The organism is Aquabacterium parvum (genome assembly GCF_001447195.1).
In the GTDB taxonomy this organism is placed as follows: Bacteria; Pseudomonadota; Gammaproteobacteria; order Burkholderiales; family Burkholderiaceae_C; genus Aquabacterium; species Aquabacterium parvum.
In genome coordinates this window covers 54,802-73,537 of sequence record NZ_LFRI01000386.1, presented here as the reverse complement: position 1 = coordinate 73,537, position 18,736 = coordinate 54,802, and the positions used below count along the sequence as shown (strand labels likewise).

The window sequence follows — 18,736 nt, the reverse complement described above, 5'->3', positions numbered from 1 at the left end:
TCAGGCCAGGGAGATGTCGACGCCGGGGGACCCAGCATCAGGCAGCATCTTCAAGACCGCACGCAAGTCTTCGGCCATCTGCTCGCCCGAGCTGTAGCGGGTGGCCGGGTGTTTCTGCAGCGCCAGGGCCACGACGTCGCCCAGCGCAGGGGGCAACTCGGGGCGCAGCTCGCACACATTGGGCGGCGTTTCACGTGCGATGGCGCGCATCAGGGCGCCGAGCGAGTCGGCCTCGCAGGGCAGGCGGCCGGTCAGCAGCTGAAAGAGGGTCACGCCCAGGGAATACAGGTCGGTGCGGCCGTCGACGTGCTGACCGGAGAGCTGCTCGGGCGACATGTAGGTGGGCGTGCCCAGGATGACACCCGTGCGGGTGCGCGAGGCGTCGGCCAGGCGCGCCACGCCGAAGTCCATCACCTTCACGCCCTCGCGGGGCAGGTCGATCATGATGTTCTCGGGCTTGATGTCGCGATGCGTGACGCCTCGGGTGTGGGCATAAGCCAGGGCATCGGCCACCCGGGCGATGGCTCGCAGCACCACGGGCAGCGGCAGCAGGCGGTTCGGCTGGGTGTGCTGCCCCAGGTCGGTGCCATCGATCAGCTCCATGGCAATCCAGGCCAGGCCATCGGTTTCGCCCGCATCGAGGATCTGAACGATGTCGGGGTGCTGCAGGCGACCGGCCATGTCGGCTTCACGCAGGAATCGGCTGCGGGCGTCGACCAGGTCGTCGCCCGTGAACTCGCGCGCCAGGGCCATGGTCTTGATGGCCACGTGCTGACCCGTGGCGGGATCGTGCGCCAGGTAGACGGCGCCCATCGCGCCCTGGCCCAGTTGCTTGTCGAGCACGAACTTGCCCAGCATCGACAGGCCGCCATGTGCCGCAGGCCGCGCTTCGACCGAGCCCCAGGACTCGACCGCCTGGACCTGCGCTTTGCCACGTGCGCGGCTCAGGCGCTGGCGCACGTCGCGCCAGTATGGGTCGAGGTCGGCCATGTGCTCATACACGTTGCGGGCGGCATCGAACCGTTGCTCCGCCTCGAAAGCGGCCGCGATCAAGTCACAGGTTTCCAGCGTGGCGACCTTCAGCCCCTCGGGGGGCAGGTGTCCGCGCAGGGCCTCCCACGCCTGGTCCACGGGCCCATCGCCCAGGGTCAGCAAGGCGCGGTGGATGCGCTCGGCGTTGGGGTCGGCAACCGGGTCGTCTGCGGCGGCGGCCTCGGCGCCCAGGGCCGACACCACGTCGCCTGGCAAGGTGTTCAGCGGCGACGTGATGGAGGCCGGCGCCGTCATGTCGTCGAACCAGCTGTCCAGCGGTGGTCGCCCGCTCGGGCGACCCGGGTCAGAGGGCAACTGGATGGTCACCGCAGGGGCCTTGGGCGGCGTGGGCGCCGGCATGGAGGCGATGGGCACCACCTCGGGCGCGGAAGACAAGGGCACCGGGCCGGAGCGCTGAAAGCGCGGGTGGAACGCGACCGGGCTGGTGTCGGCAAACCGAGAGGGGGGGCGGTTGTCGTCGCGCGAGTCGACGAAGTCCTGCAAGGCCTGGCGTTTGCGCCGCTGCAGCTCGGCTGCGCTGTCGGCCAGGGGTGAGGTGTCGGAAAAATCGGCCCATTGGGTGCTGCGCGCACCGCCAGCGGAGCGATCACCCCCACGGCCACCGTTGCGGCGGCGCGTGAACCACCAGCCTGCGCCCATCACGCAGACCGCCAGCAGGAGGATCCATCCGACCACCGGCGACATCGTTCGGCCTCCGCCTCAGCTTGCCTGGGGGGCCCGGGCCGCCAGGGCCTTGCCCACCGCCACCACCAGCAGGGCACACAGCCCACCGGCGAGGTAACGCAGCGAGTCACCTGCGGGCAGGTAACCCTGAATGGCCGGGTCACCCACCGCGAGCGTGCCAGCGATCCAGCCCAACAGGGCGCCGCCCGCGACGATGATGACCGGGAAGCGGTCCATGAGCTTGAGCACCACGCTGCTGCCCCACACGATGATGGGGATGCTCACCAGCAGGCCAAAGATGACCAGCGGCATCTGGTGGCCTTCGTGGCCAGCCGTCTGGGCCGCCCCGGCGATGCCGATGACGTTGTCCACGCTCATGACGAAGTCGGCCACGATGATGGTCTTGATGGCGCCCAGCAGCTTGTCGCTGGCCTGGAGGTCGCCGTGTTCATCGTCTTCGGGCACCAGCAGCTTGATGCCGATCCAGATCAGCAAGGCGGCCCCCACCAGCTTGAGGTAGGGCAGCGCCAGCAAAGACATGGCAAAGAAGATCAGGATCACCCGCAGCACGATGGCGCCTGCCGTGCCCCAGAGGATGCCCTTGCGGCGCAGCTCGGGCGGCAGGTTGCGACAAGCCAGTGCGATGACGATGGCGTTGTCACCACCCAGCAGGATGTCGATCATGATGATCTGGCCGACGGCGAGCCAGAACTCGGGGGTCAGGAAAGCTTCCATGTCTCAAAAAAGGAATCAGCCCCTGAGTGTAGGGGCTGAGAGGCGGCCCCGGGGGGCCTTCGAGTGGCACCGTGTGCGCGCAGGCACACGGGTGTTCACGCAGTTCAGGTTCGCGTCAGATGAGTGACTTCAGGATGCGCCCCATCTCGGACGGGTTGCGCGTGACCTTGAAACCGCACTCTTCCATGATGGCCAGCTTGGCGTCGGCCGTGTCGGCACCGCCGGAGATCAGCGCGCCGGCGTGGCCCATGCGCTTGCCCGGGGGGGCGGTGACGCCTGCGATGAAGCCGACGATGGGCTTCTTCATGTGAGCCTTGCACCATTGTGCGGCTTCGGCTTCGTCCGGGCCACCGATCTCGCCGATCATGATGACGGCGTCGGTGTCCGGGTCGTCGTTGAAGGCGCGCATCACGTCGATGTGCTTGAGGCCGTTGATCGGGTCACCGCCGATGCCCACGGCGCTGGACTGGCCCAGGCCGAGCTCGGTCAGCTGCGCCACGGCTTCGTACGTCAGCGTGCCGGAGCGCGAGACCACGCCGATGCGGCCCTTGCGGTGGATGTGACCGGGCATGATGCCGATCTTGATCTCTTCGGGGGTGATCAGGCCGGGGCAGTTGGGGCCCAGCAGCAAGGTCTTCTTGCCACCAGCCGCTTCCTTGGCCTTCATCTTGTTGCGCACCATCAGCATGTCGCGCACGGGGATGCCTTCGGTGATGGCGATCACCAGGTCCAGGTCGGCTTCAACGGCCTCCCAGATGGCGTCAGCGGCGCCAGCGGGCGGCACGTAAATGACGGACACGGTGGCGCCGGTTTGCTGCGAGGCTTCCTTGACGGAGGCGTAGATGGGGATGTCGGAGAACTTCTCGCCGGCTTTCTTGGGGTTCACGCCCGCCACGAAAGCGTTCTTGCCGTTGGCGTAGGCCTGGCAGCCGAGGGTGTGGAACTGACCGGTCTTGCCCGTGATGCCCTGGGTGATGACCTTGGTGTCCTTGTTGATGAGGATGCTCATGATGTCTCTTTCCTGGGGCGTTACTTGACGGCGGCGACGATCTTGGTGGCCGCTTCGGCCATCGTGTCGACGCTGATGATGGGCAGACCGGAGTCCGCCAGCATCTTCTTGCCCAGGTCTTCGTTGGTGCCCTTCATGCGGACCACCAACGGCACGTTCAGGTTCACGGCCTTGCAGGCGGTGATGACGCCATCGGCGATGGTGTCGCACTTCATGATGCCGCCGAAGATGTTGACCAGGATGCCCTTGACGTCGGGGTTCTTGAGCATGATCTTGAAGGCTTCGGTGACCTTCTCTGCCGTGGCGCCGCCGCCCACGTCCAGGAAGTTGGCCGGCTCGCCGCCGAACAGCTTGATGGTGTCCATGGTGGCCATGGCCAGGCCGGCGCCGTTGACCAGGCAGCCGATGTTGCCGTCGAGCTGGATGTAGGCGAGGTCGAACTTCGAGGCCTCGACTTCGGCTGGGTCTTCTTCGTCCAGGTCGCGATAGGCGACGATTTCAGGGTGGCGGAACAGCGCGTTGCTGTCGAAGTTGAACTTGGCGTCCAGGGCGATGACGTTGCCCTTGCTGTCGCGGTTCAGCGGGTTGATCTCGACCAGCGACGCGTCGGTCTCCATGTAGCACTGGTACAGCTTCTTGAAGATGTCCTTGGCCTGGGCTTGCGAATCAGCGGGCATGCCGATGCCGTCGGCGATCTGCTGGGCTTGCGCGTCGGTCAGGCCGGCCAGCGGGTCGATGAAGACGGTGATGATCTTCTCGGGCGTGCTGTGGGCGACTTCTTCGATGTCCATGCCGCCTTCGCTGGAGGCGATGAAGGCGATCTTCTGGGTGCCGCGGTCGGTGACCACGGACACGTAGTATTCCTTCTGAATGTCGGCGCCGTCTTCGATGTAGATGCGGTTGACCTTCTGGCCTTCGGGGCCGGTCTGGTGGGTCTTGAGCTGCATGCCCAGGATCTGGCCAGCCAGCTTCTTGACGTCGTCCAGGCTCTTGGCCACTTTGACGCCGCCGCCCTTGCCACGGCCACCGGCGTGGATCTGGGCCTTGACGACCCAGACGGGGCCGCCGAGTTTCTCAGCCGCTGCGACGGCTTCTTCTACGGTAAACGCCGGAATGCCTCTTGGGACCGGCACACCAAAACGGCTCAGGATCTCTTTGCCTTGGTACTCATGAATCTTCATGGGGATCTCGCGATGTGGGTGATGCGTTCGGGTCGAACATGACAGAACCCACCACCGCCGATCGGGCAGTGGCGGGTGCAAGCGCGGGGCCGGTTGGGCCTGGTTGCACTGCAGCAGTCAGCATAGCACCGCCACCCCTCGGATGCGGTGGGGTGCCCCCTCGGCAAGACTCGGGTTTGCACGGAGATGAGGCGTCAGCCGAGCGACTCTTCGTCGGGGTCCGGGAACCCGTCGCCTCGGACGACCCTTCGAACGACGTCTCCGGCAAATCCCCGGGCCATGAGGAACCGGGCCTGGCGGGCTTGCTCTTGCGGGCTTGCAGCCACTTCGCCGAAACGCCGAGCCCACAGCTCGTGGGCTCGCTCCAGCTCGGTGTCCCGCAGGCTGCGCACCACGGCCTCGGCCACGTGGCAGGGCAACTGGTGCTGCGCCAACTCGGCTTTGATGCGGGCCGAGCCAAATCGCGCGGCCTTGCGATGCACGACTGATTCGGCGAACCGCTCCAGGCACAGAAAGCGCCTGGCCGCCATGTCATCGAGCACGGCTTCCAGTTGCTCGGGCGACTCCGCGTGCGGCGCCAGCTTGCGGCGCAACTCCACACGGGAGTGTTCGCGCATGGAGAGCAGCTTGAGGGCCCGCCCTTTCAGAGACAAACCCGGGCGGCCTCGGCGAGCCGCCCCACCTGCTTCGGCCGCTTGCGGGAGATCGGGCGAAAAATCATCTTCGTCCGTCATGGGGCACCCGCAAAGCTCAGTCAGTGTGGAACGACGTCACCAAGGCGGATCAAGCGGCCTTGTCGTCGTACTCGTCGTTGGCGGCTGCGGGCGGGCGCTGGGCCACACCCAGGGAGTCGCGAATCTTGTTTTCGATTTCGCGCGCCAGGTCGGGGTTCTCACGCAGGAATTCGCGTGCGTTGTCCTTGCCTTGGCCGATTTTTTCACCGCTGTAGGCGTACCAGGCGCCTGATTTGTCGACCACCTTGGCGGTGACACCCAGGTCGATGACTTCGCCTTCGCGGCTGATGCCTTCGCCGTAGAGGATGTCGAACTCGGCGGTCTTGAAGGGGGGCGAGACCTTGTTCTTGACAACCTTGACCTTGGTTTCGTTGCCGACCACCTCGTCACCGCGCTTGATGGAGCCGGTGCGGCGGATGTCCAGGCGCACCGAGGCGTAGAACTTCAGGGCGTTGCCGCCGGTGGTGGTTTCGGGCGAACCGAACATCACGCCGATCTTCATGCGGATCTGGTTGATGAAGATGACGGTGCAGTTGGTCTTCTTGATGTTGGCCGTGAGCTTGCGCAGGGCCTGGCTCATCAGGCGGGCCTGCAAGCCCGGCAGGGCGTCGCCCATTTCGCCTTCGAGTTCGGCCTTGGGCGTGAGCGCAGCCACCGAGTCGACGATGATCAGGTCGACCGAGCCAGAGCGCACCAGGGCGTCGACGATTTCGAGGGCCTGCTCGCCGGTGTCGGGCTGGGAGATCAGCAGGTCTTGCAGGTTGACGCCGAGCTTTTGCGCGTATTGGGCGTCCAGCGCGTGTTCGGCGTCGATGAAGGCGCAAACACCGCCAATTTTCTGCATTTCGGAGACCACCTGCAGGGTCAGCGTGGTCTTGCCGGAAGATTCAGGGCCGTAGATTTCGATGACACGGCCACGGGGCAAGCCGCCAACGCCCAGGGCGATGTCCAGGCCCAGGGAACCGGTGGAGACGACCTGGATGTCTTCGATGGCCTCGCCTTCACCGAGACGCATGATGGAGCCCTTGCCGAACTGCTTTTCGATCTGGGCGAGGGCGGCCTGCAGAGCCTTGGCCTTTTCGGTGCTGAGGGTCGACTTGGGTTCCATGGGTGATCTCCGGCGCGGGGCCTGTGTGATGACAGTGAATGCCGTGATTATGGCAAAGACTGGATGTTTGTACAGTACCCTGCTCGCAAATTTTCGCCCCCCTGATTCACGCCCCCTGAGGTGGGTCGTCGTGCCGGCCCTGCAGCCCATCCTGAACGAGCAAGGTGGGACCCGCTGATGACAGCCACACCGCCGCACCCATGCTGCGCTGCAGCAAAAATCATCTAGACTGGATCGCATGACCGCCGCCCGCCCCCGCGCCAAATCGCGCCCCCGCCCCGCCGCCCGCCCCCGACTCAACCTGGCGCTGCAAGGCGGCGGCTCTCACGGGGCTTTCACCTGGGGCGTGCTCGATCGGCTGCTCGACGACGATGGCGTGGACATCTCGGGCATCTCCGGCACCAGCGCCGGGGCCCTCAATGGCGCGGTCGCGCTGTCGGGTTACGTGGATGGGCACGAAGCAGGCGGGCCCCAACAGGCCCGACGCCAGGCCCAGCAGGCCTTGCACGATTTCTGGCGCGATGTCAGTCACCACGGCTCGCTGTTCAGCCCATTGAGCAACCCGTTCAGCAACCCTTTCGGCACACAAGGGCTGGACGCCATGCTGGGCCCGTTTGGCCTGGGCACCAGTGCATTGATGCAGTGGGGGAACCTGCTGACCCGCTCGTTCAGCCCCTACGAGTTCAACCCGCTGAACCTCAACCCACTCAAGGACGTGCTGGCCAAGCACGTGCGGGTCGAGTCGCTGCACGAGGGCTGCGCACGCTGCGGCATCCCCCTGTTCGTGACTGCCACCTCGGTGCGCACCGGCCAGGCGCGCGTCTTCAGCGCCGAGGAACTGAGCATCGACGCCTTGCTGGCCTCGGCCTGCCTGCCCTTCCTGTTCCAGGCTGTGCAGATCGACGATGAACCCTTCTGGGATGGCGGCTACACCGGCAACCCGGCGCTGTATCCGCTGATCTACCGCACCGAGCTCAACGACATCCTGCTGGTGCGACTGAACCCGCTGGAGCGCGAGGGCACCCCGACGCGCAGCGTGGACATCATGGACCGGCTCAGCGAAATCACCTTCAATGCCAGCCTGATCGGCGAGATGCGGGCCATCGCCTTCGTGGGCCGCCTGTTGCGCGAGAACAAGCTGGACCCGGGGCGCTACAAGCAGCTGCACATGCACATGGTCTCCGACGACGAAGGCATGAACGGCTTTGGCCCTTCGACCAAGTTCAACACCGAATGGGTCTTCCTGGAGCAGTTGCGAGACCTCGGGCGTGCTGCGGCAGACCGCTGGCTGAAGGACCACCGCGCCGACGTGGGGGTGCGCAGCAGCTTGCACATCGAGGAAAGCTTCCTGGGGCGCAAACGGCAGGCTTGATCTGACGCAAGGCCGCGAGCCCCGATCGGCGTCAACATGAAGTCCTGAAAGACCCGTTGAGCACTGAGAGGAGCCGCATGATCCAAGAACACCACCCGCTGGCCAAGGACTTCCCCGAGCTGAAGGACCGCATCCACGCACTCAAGACCAGCAGCGCGCATTTCGTGCGCCTGGAGCGGGAGTACGAAGATCTCGACAAGGAGATCGTGCGGCTGGAAACCGGCGTCGAACACGCTTCATCTGCCGACCTGGAAGGCAAGAAGCAGCGCCGCGTGAGCCTCAAGGACGAGCTCTACGCGCTGCTCAAGGCCTGAGGCCTTCGTCCCCCACACCACCGAGCAAGGCATTGCAGCGCTCACCCTGACCTGGGTGCGGCGTCTGCGCCTCGGGGCCCTGCACCACAAGCGCCGGGCCCTTTCCTATTGTGGCCGTCGGTCACCCACCTTGGCCCCAGCCCGGCACGAGGTGGCCGGCCAACTAAAATGGCGGGATGACCTCCCCTTCCCAGCCTCCCGCCACCACCACGCCAGCCTCCGCCTACCACGTCGCCCCCATGCGCCTGTCCGGCCTGGAGCCGGTGCTCATTGGCGAAGGCACGTTGTTCGTCAACGTCGGCGAACGCACCAACGTGACGGGCTCGAAGGCCTTTGCGCGCATGATCCTCGAAGGTCGCTTCGAGGACGCGCTGTCGGTGGCGCGCCAGCAGGTCGAAAACGGTGCCCAGGTCATCGACATCAACATGGACGAGGCCATGCTCGACGCCAAGGCGTCGATGGTGCGCTTCTTGAACCTGATCGCCGGTGAGCCCGAGATCGCGCGCGTGCCGATCATGATCGACTCCTCCAAGTGGGAAGTCATCGAAGCCGGGCTCAAGTGCATCCAGGGCAAGGGCATCGTCAACTCGATCTCGCTCAAAGAAGGCGAGGACAACTTCCGCCACCAGGCCAAGCTGGTCAAGCGCTACGGCGCCGCCGCCGTGGTGATGGCTTTTGACGAGAAGGGCCAGGCCGACACCTTCGCGCGCAAGATCGAGATCTGCGAGCGCGCCTACCGCTTCCTGGTCGACGAGATCGGCTTCCCGCCGGAAGACATCATCTTCGACCCCAACATCTTCGCGGTGGCCACCGGCATCGAGGAGCACGACAACTACGCGGTCGATTTCATCGAGGCCACGCGCTGGATCAAGCAGAACCTGCCAGGCGCCAAGATCAGCGGCGGCGTGTCGAACGTGTCGTTCAGCTTCCGCGGCAACGAGCCGGTTCGCGAGGCCATCCACACCGTGTTCCTCTACCACGCCATCCAGGCGGGCATGGACATGGGCATCGTCAACGCCGGCATGGTCGGCGTGTACGACAACCTCGATCCGCACTTGCGCGAGCTGGTCGAAGACGTGGTGCTCAACCGCAAGCCCGCCTACAAAGAAGGTGAAGACACCAGCCTGACGCCGACCGAGCGCCTGCTGGCGATCGCCGAGCAGGTCAAGGGCACCGCCAAGGACGACAGCGCCAAGCTGGCCTGGCGCGGCACGGCCGAGCAGCCCGCCACGGTGGAAGCGCGCCTGAGCCACGCCCTGGTGCACGGCATCACCGACTTCATCACCGCCGACACCGAAGAGTGCTGGCAGAAGATCAAGGCTGGAGGCGGGCGCCCGCTGCACGTGATCGAAGGCCCGCTGATGGCCGGCATGAACACCGTGGGCGACCTGTTCGGCGCGGGCAAGATGTTCCTGCCGCAGGTGGTCAAGAGCGCCCGCGTGATGAAACAGGCCGTGGCCCACCTGCTGCCCTACATCGAAGAAGAAAAGCGCCTGCTGGAGCTGGCCGGCGGCGACGTGCGCAGCAAGGGCAAGATCGTGATCGCCACCGTCAAGGGCGACGTGCACGACATCGGCAAGAACATCGTCACCGTGGTCCTGCAGTGCAACAACTTCGAGGTGGTCAACATGGGCGTGATGGTCCCGTGCAAGGACATCCTCGACAAGGCCAAGGAAGAAGGTGCGGACATCATCGGCCTGTCGGGCCTGATCACGCCTTCGCTGGAAGAGATGCAGTACGTGGCCGCCGAGATGGAGCGCGACGAGTACTTCCGCAGCCGCCAGACGCCGCTGCTGATTGGCGGCGCCACCTGCTCGCGCGTGCACACCGCCGTCAAGATCGCGCCGAACTTCAGCGGCCCGGTGGTCTACGTGCCCGATGCCTCGCGCGCCGTGGGCGTGTGCTCGGAGCTGCTGAGCACGGAGCGCCAAGCCGCCTACATCGCCGAGCTCAACGCCGACTACGAGAAGGTGCGCCAGCTGCACGCCAACAAGAAGGCCACGCCGATGGTGACGCTGGCCGAAGCACGCGCCAACAAGGCCGTGGTCGACTTCGACAGCCACCCGCCCGATGCGCCCAAGTTCATCGGCCGGCGCGTGTTCAAGAACTACGACCTGGGTGAGCTGGCCGCCTACATCGACTGGGCGCCGTTCTTCCAGACCTGGGACCTGCACGGCGCCTTCCCCGCCATCCTGGACGATGCCGTGGTGGGAGAGGAGGCCAAGAAGGTCTACGCCGACGCCCAGGCCATGCTCAAGAAGATCGTCGAAGGCCGCTGGCTGGTGGCCAACGGCGTGATCGGCCTGTACCCGGCCAACACGGTGGACGACGACGCCATCGTGCTTTATGCCGATGAATCGCGCACGAGCGAACTGCTGCGCTGGCACCCGCTGCGCATGCAGACCGAGCGCCCGGTGGTCGATGGGGCCAAGCGCCCCAACCGCTCGCTGGCCGACTTCGTGGCCCCGCGCCCCGATGCGGGCGGCAAGAAGGACTACGTCGGCATGTTTGCCGTGACCGCGGGCCTGAACATCGAGAAGAAGGAAGCCGAGTTCATGGCCCACCATGACGACTACTCGGCCATCATGCTCAAGGCCCTGGCCGACCGCCTGGCCGAGGCCTTCGCCGAACGCATGCACGAGCGCGTGCGCAAGGAGTTCTGGGGCTACGCCGAGGCCGAATCACTCGACAACGCCCAACTCATCAAGGAGCAGTACCGTGGCATCCGCCCGGCACCGGGCTACCCGGCCTGCCCCGACCACACCGTCAAGCGCGACATGTTCAAGGTGCTGGAGGCCCACGACATCCACATGCACCTGACCGAGAGCCTGGCGATGATGCCGGCGGCCAGCGTGAGCGGCTTCTACCTGGCGCACCCGCAGGCGGCCTACTTCAACGTGGGCAAGATCGCGGGCGACCAGTTGGAAGACTGGGCGCAGCGCACCGGCTTGAGCCTCACCGATGCCGAACGGGCGCTGGCGCCTTTGCTCTGACGCCTGATCAGCTCGGCCCCTGGAAGCGCTCCCGATGGAGCGCTTTTTTTGCGCCTGCCATGCGCTGAAACCTGGCCATCATTTATTTCACACACGAAGCAAATGCGGTAAACTGTTTCGCATGCAAAACAAACCACGCCTGATCTTCCTGCTCAACAGCGCCCAGCGCCACTTGCAGCAGTGGATGGCCCAGCAAACCGAGGCCGCGAGCCACCCGGATCGGCAAGCCCCCACGCCAACGCAAAGTGGTGTGCTCTTCGCCCTGGCCAAGGCCGATGGCGCCACCATGGGCGAACTCGCTCAGGCGCTCGATCTCGCGCCCTCGGCGGTGTCAGGCCTCATCCAGCGCATGGAAGCGCTCGACTGGGTGGCCCGCCACCCCTGCCCGGATGACGGTCGCACGCAGCGCGTCTGGCTGCGCCCCTCAGGACAACAGCTCATGCCCTTGCTCCGGCAGGCCACCAGCCGCATCAATGCACGCCTCGCGCAAGGCTTCACCGAGGCCGAACTGCAGACGGTCGCTCGCTGGCTCACCCACGTTCAGCGACTCGACCAAATCGATCAACCGGAAACCTGAGATGTCCACCCACACCCCGACGGATGCGATGCAGGCCATCGACATCACCTGCCAGGACGGCACCCTGCTCAAGGGCCACTTCCTGCCCGCGCACGCAGGTGTGCAGGCGGCCACGCACGCCCCGGTTCTGCTGTGCCCAGCCACGGGCGTGAAGCAACACTTCTACCTGCGCTTTGCCACCTGGCTGGCCGCCCAGGGCCACGACGTGCTGGTCTTTGACTACCGTGGCATCGGCCTGTCGCTGCAGGGCAAGCTCCAAGACAGCCGTGCCACGCTGGCCGAATGGGGCCAACAGGACCAGGTTGCCGCGCTCGACTGGCTGGTGCGCCACACGGGCCACGATCAGGTCCTGCTCATCGGTCACAGTGCTGGCGGCCAGATGATCGGCCTGCTGCCCAACCACCGCCACGTCAGCCGACTTGTGGGCGTGGCCGCGTCGACCGGTTGGTTCCGCGGCATGAAGCCGAGCTTTCGCCTCAAGGCTCGGCTGGGCCTGCGCTGCCTGGTGCCGCTGGGCACGCTCATCAAGGGTTACGCGCCAACGGCGGCCGTTGGCCTGGGCGAAGACTTGCCAGCGGCCGTTGCCCGGCAATGGGGCCAGTGGTGCACGGCTGGCGGTTACGCGACCAACGCCGTCAAAGGCAGGCCGCAGCTGGACTTTCATGGTGACATCCGCATCCCCATCACCGTCTTCCATGCCACCGACGACGACATCGCCACCCCCACCACCGTGGCCGACCTGATGCGCACCTTCCCCGCCGCGCGCAAGCAGGTGCGCCACATCGCGCCAGGCGAACACGGGCTCAAGTCCATTGGCCACATCGATTGGTTCCGCAGCTCGCACCAGGCGCTGTGGCCCCTGCTGGCACAGGCCCTGCGCGAGCCAACCTGAAACCGCCGGCGGCCGCAGCCGACGCCGTTGGCAGCGCAGGCGCCGGGTATCCTCTCGGGGATGCGCATCCTAGGCATCGACCCCGGTCTGCAGACCACCGGCTTTGGCGTCATCGAAACCGATGGCCCGCGCCTGCACTACGTGGCCAGCGGCACCATCAAGACCCGCGAAGCCGCGCAAGGTGACCTGCCCACGCGGCTGAAAATCATCTACGAAGGCGTGCGCGAGGTGGTCACCCGCTACGAGCCTCAGGAGGCCTCGGTCGAGATCGTGTTCGTCAACGTGAACCCGCAGTCGACGCTGCTGCTGGGGCAGGCGCGCGGCGCCGCGATCGCCGGGCTGCTGTCGCTGAGCACCTCGCCACACGTGAGTGAATACACCGCGCTTCAGATGAAAAAAGCCGTGGTGGGACATGGTCACGCCGCCAAGGCACAGATTCGCCAGATGGTGATGCGCCTGCTGGAGCTGCCTCGCGAGCCCAACAACGACGCATCCGACGCGCTGGGGTTGGCCATCTGCCACGCCCACGCGGGCAGCTTGATGGCGCAAATTGCCAAAAAAACCGAGCTGAACCGTCGCACACATGCCCAAATCAAGGCCGGTCGCGTTTATTGACCCCCTTGAATTGGGGAAGCAAGCCGACACACGGTTGCCGGATGCGAACAAAGTCACTAATGTGTCAGTGAGTGTGGCTCGTTCCGGCCGCCGCCCAATTCAAGCAGGACAAACCATGAAGCAATTCCGCAAAGCAGCCCTCGCCGCAGCCCTGGCCCTCGGTGCCCAGGCTTCGGCTTTCGCCTCGATCATCATCACCGAACCCGGTGTCGATGGTTTCAACATCGAAACCCTGGCCTTCAACGGCTCCAGCTACGACATCACGCAGCTGACCTTCGACTTCTCCGGCACCACCACCGTTGACGCCAGCAACATCGTCATCGACGGCTCGCCCCTGAGCATCACCGCCCCCGCAGGCGGCACCGCCACGTTCTTCGGCAGCGGCGCAGTGTTCGGCTTCAACTTCACCGGTTTCAACACGTTTGACACCTTCAAGTTCAAGTGGGATCCGGACTCGGCCATCAGCGGCTCCTACGGCGCCACGGGCCTGGACTTCATCGGTGCAACCGTCACCGCCGTGACCACTGGCGGCACCTACACCGGTACCTTTGCCAAGGTTGGCAACACCCCTGACGTGTCGGCCGTGCTGTCGCCTGTGCCGGAAGCCGAATCCTTCGCCCTGGCGCTGGCCGGCTTGGCCGTGGTCGGTGGCGTTGCCGCCCGTCGCAGCCGCAAGGCCTGATCGCTCAAGCGATCTCGCAGCCGCCACGTGTTGGCGGCCAGAACAAAGACCAGCTTCGGCTGGTCTTTTTCATTGTCCGTCCTTGATCAGCCGATCGCGCTGGGGCTGGACGGGGCGCGCATTCATGGGGTAGAGGCGCGAGAAGATGGCAATTTGCTGGGCTGAGACGCTCACCGGCTTTTTCAGCACCATCCACAAGACGCCCTCGGTGCAAGGCGGCGTGGTGAGCGACCCCATGTAGGTCACGTAGCGGCGGTCCTCCGGCAAGAGCTGCAGGAGGTCCAGGCCCTGCAAACCGGCTTGTTCAACGCGCTTTTCCAGGGGCAGGTTGTTCCAGACCTGCTGGACGATCGGGTGCCCCTTTCCCTCCTCGATCAGCACGGCCACCACGGCCAGCTTGCCCTCGAGGTCCTTGTGTACCAGGTGGGCCACCATCTCGAACTGTCGGCCGTTGAGCCGCTCTTCGCTGGGGCGGTGAAAGTGGAACTGCACCAGCTCGTAGCGCCGGCCATTGACGACGATGCGGTTGCCCGGCTCGACGTTGACCTGGACCGTGTGTCCGTTGTCGATGACGCGGAACGCTGACAGCTTGTAGTCGAACTGGATGGGGTCGAGCTCCACTGGGATGCCCTCGCGGATGTCGATCGGGCTCTGGCGCTCGCCCAGGCCGCACTGCTTGAACTCCGGATTGAGCTCGTGCCAGTGCTGCGGGCCGGTGTCGCCTTGGTATGACCAATGGCCGTGCCCTGCCGCCTTGGCGTGCTTGTCCTGGGCCTTGCCAGCCTGCCGTGTGCCCCCCTTGGCCTGAACGCGAACCACGGGAGCTGGGCCTCGGGTGGCGCGCACCTCGCTGATCTTGCTCTCGATCATGTCGCGCAACTCACCCATCGAGACGGGCTGCTTGGGCTCAGCGGATGACTCGGGCTTGGGCTCCAGCTTCTGTTCCGGCTTTCGCTCTGCCTTGGGCTCAGGCTTGGGACCGGCCTTTGCTTCCGCTTTGGCTTTGCCCTTGGGCTCGGCCTCCGGTTCAGGTTCGGTCCGGCGCTCGACCTTGGCCTTGCTCAGGTCTGGCTTGAGGTCGATCTTGATCTCACCCTTGCCCTCGGTCTTGCTGTCGGTTTTGCTTTCGGCCTTGGCTGGCGGATCCGAGGCCATGGCAGGCCCCAGGGCGAGGCCCAGGCCCAAAACCAGGCAGCTTGCAAACAAGGGGAAGGGGGGCAGGGTCATGGTCGGTCTCCGCATCAACCCACCTCATCGGCCACGATGCGAAAAACTTGACCCTTTCAGGCGTGCGCCGTCGCCCGCGAGGGCGCAGCAGGCCCCGCGGCATGCAGGGCCGATGAAAAGTGTGAAGTCAGCCGATAGGCCGGATTCTGTGCAGCCCCGCGCCTTGCGACGCCAAGCCGTGACCGCCATTCCTCTGGGCCGCCTGTCGCCAGAGCGGCTCGGTGCCACCTACCCGCACACTCCCCGGAACCAGGTCAACGTGTGCCTATTTGGTGTTGCTGCGCGCAGAGATTGCCCGTTTCACCTCGGCCGGGCTTTGCCCGCCCGAGGTGCAGCTCAGTTCGCGCTTTCGCGCGAGCCCCTGCTTTCGCATGGGCCGTCGGCTTGCGCCGACGCTTCGCTGAGCACCCCGACCGGACCCGGCCGAACTCGTCTCTGTTGCTCTGATCCTCACCTCGCGGTGGAGAGGTGTTACCTCCTGCGCCGTCCTGTGCAGTCCGGACCTTCCTCCAGTGCGCCCTTTCGGGCCTTGCACCAGCGGCGGTCTGGCTGACTTCACGGCGCCATTATCGCCGCTGCAGCCAGGCCCAGGCGAACAGGCCCACCAGCATCAGCAACAGCGAGGCCACCGCCAGGCTGACGGCGCCGTGCATCACCATCGGCGCCAGCACACCTGCAACGACACCGTTGGAAGCGCTGCCCACGAAGGCCTGCATGGATGCGGCCATGCCCCGGCGCGCCGGGTCGATGTCCAGCACCATGAGCGTGACGACCGGGGTCATCATGGCCCAGCCCAGGGCGTAAAGCCCGATGGGAAAGAGTGCCCAGCTCACGTGCGCGGTGAAGAACACGTTGGCCAGCAAGTTGAGAACCGAGACCACCAGCATCACGGTGAAGCCGATGCGGATCTGCCGCGCCGGCTCGATGCTGGCGGCCAGGCGCCCGCTGATCCACGCGCCGCCCATGATGCCGCCAATGGTGCAGACAAAGAACCAGAAGAACTGCGTGGGCGCCAGGTGCAGGATGTCACCCAGGAAAGACGGCGCCGACAGCACGTACAGGAACATGCCGTTGAAAGGCACGCCGCTGGCCAGCGCCAGCAGCAAAAACCGCGGGTTGGAACCCAGTTGCCAGTAGCCGCGCATCAGGTGCTTGAGCTCGAAAGGCTGGCGCTGAGAGGGGTGCAGCGTCTCGGGCAACAACCAGGCGTTGGCCGCCAGCAGCACCACCCCCACGCCCGTGAGGAACCAGAACACCGCGTGCCAGTTCGCGTGCACGAACAGGAAGCCGCCGATGATGGGCGCCACCGCCGGTGCCACCCCGAAGAACAGCGTCACCTGCGACATCACGCGCTGGGCCTGAGCCGGCGGGTAGAGGTCGCGGATGACGGCGCGCGAGACCACGATGCCCGCCCCGGTCGACAAGCCCTGCAGCGCACGGAAGAACACCAGCTGGCCGATGGTCTGCGACAGCGCGCACCCGGCCGAGGCGATGGTGAACACCACGATGCCCGTGAGCACCACCGGGCGGCGCCCGAAGCTGTCCGACAAGGAGCCGTGGAACAGGCTCATGAAGGCGAAGGCAAACAGGTAGGCCGACAGCGTCTGCTGGATTTCGATCGGCGTGGCGCGCAGGTCGGCGGCGATGCCGGAGAACGCCGGCAAGTAGGTGTCGATGGCAAAGGGCCCGAGCATGCCGAGCGCCGCCAGCAACACGGACATGGTCCAGCGCGGCCCCTTCCAGAGCTGATCGGCTTGCGGGTGCACGGCTCAGAGCCCCGCTTTCTGCAGGCTTTTGAGGAAGTCCTGGGCGTTCTGATAGCCGATGACGCGCGCGCCCGCTTGCTCCTGCCCCTGCGGGTTGAAGAACAGGATGCCGGGCGGCCCGAAGAGGCCAAAGCGCGCCATCAAAGCGCGGTCGTCGGCCGAGTTCAGGGTCACGTCGGCCTGCAGCAGCACCACGCCCTTGAGGCGCGACTGAACCAGCGCGTCGGTGAAGGTGCCCTGCTCCATCTCGATGCATGAGACGCACCAGTCGGCATAGAAGTCGAGCATCACGGCGCGGCCGTCGGCTCGGGCCTGGGCCAGGGCTGCGTCGAGCTCGGCCACCGAACGCACGCGCTTGAACGGCAGCACGCTGCGGTGCGCCGAGGCCGAGGCCTCCAGCCCCAGCACCTGGGTCTTGAGGTAGGGCCACGCGGGCTGGGCCACGTACACGGCCATGCCCAGCATCAGCACGCCGAACAGGGCCTTGACCGCCGTCATCCAGGCACCGGCGCGCGGCAGCAGGCTGCCCGCCGACACGCCCACCAGCAGCAGGGGCAGGCTCATGCCCCAGGCCATGGCGTACAAGGCGCTTGCGCCCAGCACCACGTCGCGGGTCTGGCTGATGTAGAGCAGGGCCCCGGCCAGCGGCGCCGACACGCAGGGACTGACGATCAGGGCCGAGACCACGCCCATGGCGAACACGCTGACGAACTTACCGCCAGGCAGGCGGTTGCTGCCCTCGCCCAGCCAGCTCTGCACGGCCACAGGCAGGCGCAGCTCGTACAGGCCGAACATCGACAGCGCCAGCAGCACCATCAGCGCCGCGAACGCGAGCACCACCCAGGGGTGTTGCAGGTAGGCGGCCAGGCCTTGCCCCAGCAGGCCTGCGGCCACGCCCAGGCAGGTGTAGACCAGGGCCATGCCTTGCGAGTAGGACAGCGCCAGCAAAAAGCCCCGCCCCCGGGTGACGCGGTCCTTCTGGCCGACGATGATCGACGACAGGATGGGCACCATGGGCAGCACACAAGGCGTCAGCGACAGCAGCACGCCCGCGAGGAAGAACACGCCCACCACCGTCCAGAGCTGCCCCGAGTCCAGGGCCTGGCGGATTCGGTCGGAGCCGGCTGCGGCGTCCAGGCCACCAATGGATGAGGCCCCACCGAGCGCCACACCGCCCTGACCGGCTTGACCGGTTCCAGCGCCCGCCAGGGGTTCGATGCTGGCGATGGCCCCCGCGTCATCGATCACCACACGCAGGCGTCGCGCCTGCGGCGGGTAACACAAGCCCGCATCGGCACAGCCTTGGTAGCCGATGGTCAGCACGGCCTCGCCCTGGATCCCGGCAGGCAGGCTCAAGCCGCCGGCCACGTCAGCGTGGTAGACCTCGAGCTCCTTGTCGAACGTCGGGTCGTACTTGGTCTCGCCAGGCGGCAGGTCCCAGGTCAGGGGCTGCTCGACGCCCCCTGCGGGTTGCAGCGAGGCCTTCATCTGCTCTCGGTACAGGTAGACGTCCCGCGCCAGCGTGAAACGCACCTCTACGGACCGGGGGCCCGAGGCTTGCACCTCGACCCTGAACGCCTGGTCAGGCGGCAGGAAGGTCTGGGCCTGTGCCAGCGTGCTCAGCAACAAGGCGACCAGGGTGCACAGCATCAACCAGGCCATCGCCATGAACCGCCAAGCGGTTGGCGATCTGTCTGCCCGAGCATGCGGTCGGGCAGTCCATGCAAGCTTGTTGGAGTTGTTCAGCGTCATCCGGCTATTCTGACCCGGGGCGGCGTATCCTTGCTGATTCGAGCCCATTTCGACGATCTTCCT

16 protein-coding genes and 1 other RNA gene are annotated in these 18,736 nt (G+C 66.0%); 7 read left to right on the top strand and 10 right to left on the bottom strand.

The features are described 5' to 3' along the window. The 6 genes from ABG80_RS23575 to recA all read right to left on the bottom strand — a co-directional run bounded on the left by ABG80_RS23575 (position 1) and on the right by recA (position 6,483). Positions 1–1,737 carry a serine/threonine-protein kinase gene (locus tag ABG80_RS23575; protein ID WP_058088333.1) on the bottom strand — a complete coding sequence of 579 codons (1,737 nt, stop codon included), beginning with the start codon at positions 1,735–1,737 and terminating at the stop codon, positions 1–3. A gap of 15 nt (positions 1,738–1,752) precedes the next feature. Beyond that, positions 1,753–2,451, bottom strand: coding sequence for a TerC family protein (locus ABG80_RS14420; RefSeq protein ID WP_058088332.1), 699 nt, complete (start codon positions 2,449–2,451; stop codon positions 1,753–1,755). Between the two features lie 115 nt (positions 2,452–2,566). Continuing rightward, positions 2,567–3,460, bottom strand: coding sequence for a succinate--CoA ligase subunit alpha (gene sucD, locus ABG80_RS14415; RefSeq protein ID WP_058088331.1), 894 nt, complete (start codon positions 3,458–3,460; stop codon positions 2,567–2,569). A gap of 20 nt (positions 3,461–3,480) precedes the next feature. Beyond that, positions 3,481–4,641, bottom strand: coding sequence for an ADP-forming succinate--CoA ligase subunit beta (gene sucC, locus ABG80_RS14410; protein ID WP_058088330.1), 1,161 nt, complete (start codon positions 4,639–4,641; stop codon positions 3,481–3,483). Positions 4,642–4,835: 194 nt separating this feature from the next. Next, positions 4,836–5,294, bottom strand: a complete 459-nt coding sequence (gene recX, locus ABG80_RS14405; protein WP_268760986.1) for a recombination regulator RecX — start codon at positions 5,292–5,294, stop codon at positions 4,836–4,838. Positions 5,295–5,424: 130 nt separating this feature from the next. Continuing rightward, positions 5,425–6,483, bottom strand: coding sequence for a recombinase RecA (gene recA / locus ABG80_RS14400; RefSeq protein WP_058088329.1), 1,059 nt, complete (start codon positions 6,481–6,483; stop codon positions 5,425–5,427). Positions 6,484–6,721: 238 nt separating this feature from the next. Here recA and ABG80_RS14395 point away from each other — a divergent pair, with 238 nt between their 5' ends. The 7 genes from ABG80_RS14395 to ABG80_RS14365 all read left to right on the top strand — a co-directional run bounded on the left by ABG80_RS14395 (position 6,722) and on the right by ABG80_RS14365 (position 13,928). Continuing rightward, the gene (locus ABG80_RS14395) at positions 6,722–7,855 is read left to right on the top strand and encodes a patatin-like phospholipase family protein (protein WP_058088328.1); all 1,134 of its coding nucleotides are present in this window, start codon (positions 6,722–6,724) and stop codon (positions 7,853–7,855) included. Between the two features lie 77 nt (positions 7,856–7,932). Beyond that, positions 7,933–8,169: a YdcH family protein gene (locus ABG80_RS14390; protein WP_058088327.1), complete on the top strand. Its 237-nt coding sequence runs from the start codon at positions 7,933–7,935 to the stop codon at positions 8,167–8,169. A 239-nt stretch (positions 8,170–8,408) separates the two neighbouring features. Continuing rightward, positions 8,409–11,162, top strand: a complete 2,754-nt coding sequence (metH, locus tag ABG80_RS14385; protein WP_200964333.1) for a methionine synthase — start codon at positions 8,409–8,411, stop codon at positions 11,160–11,162. 121 nt (positions 11,163–11,283) lie between these two features. Continuing rightward, positions 11,284–11,739 carry a MarR family winged helix-turn-helix transcriptional regulator gene (locus ABG80_RS14380; RefSeq protein ID WP_058088326.1) on the top strand — a complete coding sequence of 152 codons (456 nt, stop codon included), beginning with the start codon at positions 11,284–11,286 and terminating at the stop codon, positions 11,737–11,739. 1 nt (position 11,740) lies between these two features. Further along, a complete protein-coding gene (locus tag ABG80_RS14375) occupies positions 11,741–12,631 on the top strand; it encodes an alpha/beta hydrolase family protein (protein ID WP_058088325.1) in 891 nt (296 codons plus the stop codon). 60 nt (positions 12,632–12,691) lie between these two features. Beyond that, complete coding sequence (gene ruvC, locus ABG80_RS14370) at positions 12,692–13,246, top strand: crossover junction endodeoxyribonuclease RuvC (protein WP_058088324.1); 555 nt, start codon at positions 12,692–12,694, stop codon at positions 13,244–13,246. Positions 13,247–13,361: 115 nt separating this feature from the next. Continuing rightward, positions 13,362–13,928, top strand: a complete 567-nt coding sequence (locus ABG80_RS14365; protein ID WP_058088323.1) for a PEP-CTERM sorting domain-containing protein — start codon at positions 13,362–13,364, stop codon at positions 13,926–13,928. A gap of 69 nt (positions 13,929–13,997) precedes the next feature. Here ABG80_RS14365 and ABG80_RS14360 read toward each other — a convergent pair whose 3' ends face one another. The 4 genes from ABG80_RS14360 to dsbD all read right to left on the bottom strand — a co-directional run bounded on the left by ABG80_RS14360 (position 13,998) and on the right by dsbD (position 18,589). Beyond that, on the bottom strand, positions 13,998–15,155 hold the full coding sequence (locus ABG80_RS14360; RefSeq protein WP_058088322.1) for a carbonic anhydrase family protein: 1,158 nt from the start codon (positions 15,153–15,155) through the stop codon (positions 13,998–14,000). Positions 15,156–15,274: 119 nt separating this feature from the next. Beyond that, an RNA gene (rnpB, locus tag ABG80_RS16225) (RNase P RNA component class A) lies at positions 15,275–15,712 on the bottom strand. Positions 15,713–15,721: 9 nt separating this feature from the next. After that, complete coding sequence (locus tag ABG80_RS14355) at positions 15,722–16,921, bottom strand: multidrug effflux MFS transporter (RefSeq protein ID WP_058088321.1); 1,200 nt, start codon at positions 16,919–16,921, stop codon at positions 15,722–15,724. Between the two features lie 3 nt (positions 16,922–16,924). After that, a complete protein-coding gene (dsbD, locus tag ABG80_RS14350) occupies positions 16,925–18,589 on the bottom strand; it encodes a protein-disulfide reductase DsbD (protein ID WP_083506125.1) in 1,665 nt (554 codons plus the stop codon). Positions 18,590–18,736 lie beyond the last annotated feature (147 nt).